Origin of the sequence: uncultured Anaerovibrio sp., assembly GCA_902786545.1 — a bacterium.
Lineage (GTDB): Bacteria > Bacillota > Negativicutes > Selenomonadales > Selenomonadaceae > Anaerovibrio.
Window position 1 is genome coordinate 1 of record CADACU010000089.1, and the last position, 4,200, is coordinate 4,200.

General features: G+C 43.6%; 7 protein-coding genes. All 7 read right to left on the reverse strand.

From position 1 onward, the window contains the following. Positions 1–105: 105 nt before the first annotated feature. Positions 106–471: a type II toxin-antitoxin system RelE/ParE family toxin gene (locus QZV24_RS10285; protein ID WP_294523533.1), complete on the reverse strand. Its 366-nt coding sequence runs from the start codon at positions 469–471 to the stop codon at positions 106–108. 150 nt (positions 472–621) lie between these two features. Further along, entirely contained in the window at positions 622–1,017 is a 396-nt protein-coding gene (locus QZV24_RS10290) for a hypothetical protein (RefSeq protein ID WP_294523534.1), read from the reverse strand. Positions 1,018–1,080: 63 nt separating this feature from the next. Continuing rightward, positions 1,081–1,668, reverse strand: a complete 588-nt coding sequence (gene radC / locus QZV24_RS10295) for a RadC family protein (protein WP_294523536.1) — start codon at positions 1,666–1,668, stop codon at positions 1,081–1,083. 546 nt (positions 1,669–2,214) lie between these two features. Beyond that, a complete protein-coding gene (locus tag QZV24_RS10300; RefSeq protein ID WP_294523539.1) occupies positions 2,215–2,814 on the reverse strand; it encodes a hypothetical protein in 600 nt (199 codons plus the stop codon). Continuing rightward, positions 2,798–3,136 carry a hypothetical protein gene (locus QZV24_RS10305; RefSeq protein ID WP_294523540.1) on the reverse strand — a complete coding sequence of 113 codons (339 nt, stop codon included), beginning with the start codon at positions 3,134–3,136 and terminating at the stop codon, positions 2,798–2,800. Before QZV24_RS10305 ends, QZV24_RS10300 begins: the two co-directional genes overlap by 17 nt. Positions 3,137–3,260: 124 nt before the next feature. Next, positions 3,261–3,530, reverse strand: coding sequence for a hypothetical protein (locus QZV24_RS10310; RefSeq protein ID WP_294523542.1), 270 nt, complete (start codon positions 3,528–3,530; stop codon positions 3,261–3,263). After that, positions 3,527–4,200 (reverse strand): lytic transglycosylase domain-containing protein (locus tag QZV24_RS10315; protein WP_294523544.1); only part of this gene is annotated, 674 nt, incomplete at its 5' end. The genes QZV24_RS10310 and QZV24_RS10315, both read right to left, overlap by 4 nt.

Below are 4,200 nucleotides of genomic sequence, written 5' to 3' on the forward strand. Positions count from 1 at the left end.
ATCTGTGCTATAAGTTCATAGCGCGGTTTTAACCGTTCATATTCATTTTTATATTCTTCGTCCTGCATTAAAAGTTTACGAATTTCAGAACTACTAACACTAGCTTTAGTCATCGGAATTTCTCCTTTCAAAGTCTTTTTTATATTTCAATGCACGTTCTAATTCACTTTCCGGCGTTTTATTAGTTTTCTTCTTGAATCCATGAAGTAAAACAAAGGTATCGCCCTGAAAAGTAAAGTAAAATACTCTTGTAATATCGGATGCAAATTTAACCCTTAATTCCCATAGACCTTTATATCTATCCCCCTTGATGGGAGAAACATAAGGTTCAGTCAGATTGGTTCCTGCCTTTTCTAATAAGTCAATATAATGAGAGACTTTAGCTCTCATTTTTGGCTCTAAAGTGCATAAAAATTCATAAACAGGGATTTTACCATTTTCCTTTTGATAATACTCGATTTTCCAATCCATATAATCCTCCTTATATGAATAATGTTATCATATATGATAACATTATTCAAGAGGCAAAATAATATTTTGCCGACATTTCCCCGCGTAAGCGGGGCGATTTTGAAAAAGGCCACCAGCTGCCGCGCTTGGCGCGGTGGCTGGTGGCTTTCCTTATTGCTTCATCATGGCGTGAACTTCGTCCATGAGTTCCTGCCGTGTATTGTATATGTAATCTATGATTTTATGCACTTCGTCCAGCTTCAAGCCTCTTTCCTCGCCTTCATCCGTGAAGCCAGTAAAAAGGAGGTTGTTGCAAAGTATGGTTTTATATCCGTCCTCATTTAATAGCATGGTGGGAACGGCTCGCCCTTTTAATAAAAACTCATCGTCAAACCATACTGTAAAGGTTTTACCATCAATATCAAAGTCTTTGCAGTCTACCAAATCGCACCCGATATATTTATATTTTTCATGCAGGGAATTTTCTTTGTCGATGTTTCTGATTTGCGGGGAAATCTTAAAATTTTCGTGGTCAATTTCGAAAGTAAGTACAATCATTTTTTTCATGGTGTCAGTTCTCCTTTTCTTCCCCCGCCGTCCCTTGACGGCGGGGCTTTCCATTTTGTTTGTTTAGTTATTCATCAACCCTTTTTCCTTGAAGCTGAAAAAGTGGTATCTGCCTAAAATCACATGGTCTAAAACAGGTATATCCATAAGTTTTCCACACTTGACCAGTCTTTCCGTCACCGCTTTATCTTCACGGCTCGGCGTTGGGTCGCCCGATGGGTGATTATGCACAAGAATCATACAAGCCGCAGAATATAAAATAGCTTCCTTGAATACTTCTCTAGGGTGTACCACGGAAGCGGAAAGGCTTCCAATGGATACGACTGGCGTTGCTATGATGTGATTTTTCGTATTCAATAGCACCAGCACAAAATGTTCTCTCATTTCGTCCCTGTATCTTGGCCAAAGGTAATGCGCTACATCTTCGGGGCCGTGAATGGTATCAACGGGATTTGTTTCCATGCTCCAACGGCGGGAAAGTTCATTAAGCATCATCAGTTTTTCCGTGCTTTTTTCGCCTACGCCCTTGATGGCCATTGGGGAGGTCATCACCTCCTGCAACGTGTGAGATTGCAGAGCCTTTTCAGGAAGGTTTAAGAGCCTAGCAAGCATTTCTGCATCCGTCTTTGTGGTCATGTCGTAATTTTTCATCGTGAGCACTCCTTTTTAGCTTGAGAGTTCTTTCCGAACCCCCTGCTGCGTTTTTCTTTTTTTTTGATGGCCGGAAGGTATCGCGCCCGGAGGGAACCCGCAAGGCTGCGCAGCACCGCGAAGCGGCTTGGCCTTGCGGGTGGAAGGAGGGTGTGATAGGCTTTGCCCCGGCAAAAAAAAAGAATAGATTAAATTGCTTTTGGCTTTCCTGCAAGGAAAGCTGAAAGCCTCCATGTTTACGCCTCCTGCTCATCGAGGCGTAAACAAAAGTAACTGAGCCTATTCAGCCCCTGGCCTACGGGCTGGATGGGCGATAACGTAACCTTCCCCCGGCTCCGTCCGGCTGCTAACGTAAAGCGCAGGGTCTGCCGCCTGCCCTGCGCTGCCACAGGCAACGAACCCCGAACCCCACGTTAGGGATTGAAGCCCGAAGGGTGGAGACAGCTCTGCTGGCTCCATTCACGAAAGCCCGACCCGAAGGGGAACGCCCAAAAAGCATAAAAAAAGACAGGCTCACAAGGAACCTGCCTCACAGTCTTATTGAATTTACCTTCCCATTGAGGTGCCTATATCATACTCATCCTCATAAATGCCACTTTCCAGCAAAGCCTCCAGTGCAGTATCAGATTGCCGCCAAAGCGCCAAATAGCCATTACCATAGTAAACAGCATAATTGCCCTTTACTGGATGCCCATTAACCTTAAAATCCTCACTACAAATAAGAGAATGGAACCTGAACAGCAGAGGATTGAAGTCATCATCATCAACGATGGCCACATAATAGTCTTCTTCCCTATGCTCATTACAGGACTGCATTGAAAGCATAGCCGTGGGTATCATGCTCTTGGTGCCAGCGTTTTCCAAGATAATAAACTTCTGCTTACTGTCCAAACAAAATCTGCGCTTCTGCCTACCAAACCACTGAGAAAGGAAGCACTCCGCAGCCTCGCTATCATAATGGAGAAACCATCCGGCAGCCTTAGTATTGCAGATATTCGGGTCACTATACAAAAGCTCCTTGAACTCCTCCAATGTATCACAATCATCCCAAAGGTACTTAAAAATTTCTTTATGCTCAATATCATTCAGCAGCCAATACTGACGATAACCAATGATTTCCGAGCATTCTTCAATGGGTACATTCATAACTTTCCTCCGGGCGTTGCCAAAGAACCTTACCATATTGCCAAAGAACCTTACCATATTGAGCAGCATCCAAACCATGCTCACGAATCGCCGTCAGATTCGATTCCACTATTTTCATGATGTCTTCACCGAACCATTGACCGCGCAGGTCAAGGTCATAATTCCGGCGCACATCTACTTTGTAGTCCTCATGGGCAATATAAATCGTTGCCTGACCTTCTGCATCCAGCTTGCTATCATCGACCACCACAATGCCTTTTTCTCCGTTGCGGTCAACGACAATATTGCCAGTCTGCAGGAGATTATAGAGATCCATTTCCATGATGAAACCTCCCACGAATCAAAATCTATACATAGTATACCATGTTTTATGTCTTAATACAAATATTATACATAAAAATAAAAGAGCGCATTTGCGCTCTCTCCATAATATTGTATCAATAGCCTTAAATGAGTTCCATGCTCTCAATCTGCATTCTGTCTTTGATGCCAAGAACATAGCAGTTTGAAGCCATCAGGTATTCAAAGTCTTGAACGGCTATCCTCAGCTGTTCAAAACATTCCTCTTTTCCATGTTCGCGGCAAAGTTTCTCTATTTCGTTCATAATACGTTGCCGCTCCACATATTCCTTGCACTGCATAGCCATCCGGTCAACAGTGTCTACACGCTGCATAACCATACCTTGAAGCGCTTCATGCACAGACATATCAATCATTGATACAATCCTCCAGTAATGTTTATTATATCAACATAGTTATTCGCTACTGCTGTTACATGATTTCTTGTCTCTGCATAGGGAGGAACATCACCGTAATCTTGGATGGAACGAGGCCCGGCATTGTAGGCTGCTATTGCAAAACTGTTTTGCAAATCGCCTGACTGCTGAAACCTTCTTAGCTGGTAGCTGAGATATTCAATGCCGCCTTTGATGTTTTCTTCCAAGATATACGGGTTATAACCCATCTGTTGTGCGGTTTGTGGCATAAGCTGCGCTATGCCAATAGCACCGGCTCCCGAAACTGCATCCATACGAAAATGGCTTTCCTGTTCAAACAGGCTGGCGGCCAGTATTGGATCAACACCATACAGGGAAGCATTTTCCTGTATTAGGCTGGCCACATAATTGCCATATTCACTACCCATACCGCTTTCACTGCCAATATTCTGCCCTAATCTAAGGGTAAAGTCATCAGTAGATACGGCTGGGGCATTTCCTTCAATGGAATTAACCTCCCCAGTTTCGGCATCCGTCAAGTTCTGGGGGGAGTTCTGACCTTGCTCATCATCAACAGACAACGAATAATACATGTTGTCAAATTGAGTGTCATCAGGAAGCTCATTTGCATAGGCAATAGCTCCACCTAGCAAATTGACCATCAGACATA

Excerpts from the sequence above, each read along its gene's own strand:
- QZV24_RS10290 (WP_294523534.1), bottom strand. The coding sequence starts at position 1,017 with ATGAAAAAAATGATTGTACTTACTTTCGAAATTGACCACGAAAATTTT.
- QZV24_RS10285 (WP_294523533.1), bottom strand. The coding sequence starts at position 471 with ATGGATTGGAAAATCGAGTATTATCAAAAGGAAAATGGTAAAATCCCT.
- QZV24_RS10305 (WP_294523540.1), bottom strand. The coding sequence starts at position 3,136 with ATGGAAATGGATCTCTATAATCTCCTGCAGACTGGCAATATTGTCGTT.
- QZV24_RS10310 (WP_294523542.1), bottom strand. The coding sequence starts at position 3,530 with ATGATTGATATGTCTGTGCATGAAGCGCTTCAAGGTATGGTTATGCAG.
- QZV24_RS10300 (WP_294523539.1), bottom strand. The coding sequence starts at position 2,814 with ATGAATGTACCCATTGAAGAATGCTCGGAAATCATTGGTTATCGTCAG.
- radC (WP_294523536.1), bottom strand. The coding sequence starts at position 1,668 with ATGAAAAATTACGACATGACCACAAAGACGGATGCAGAAATGCTTGCT.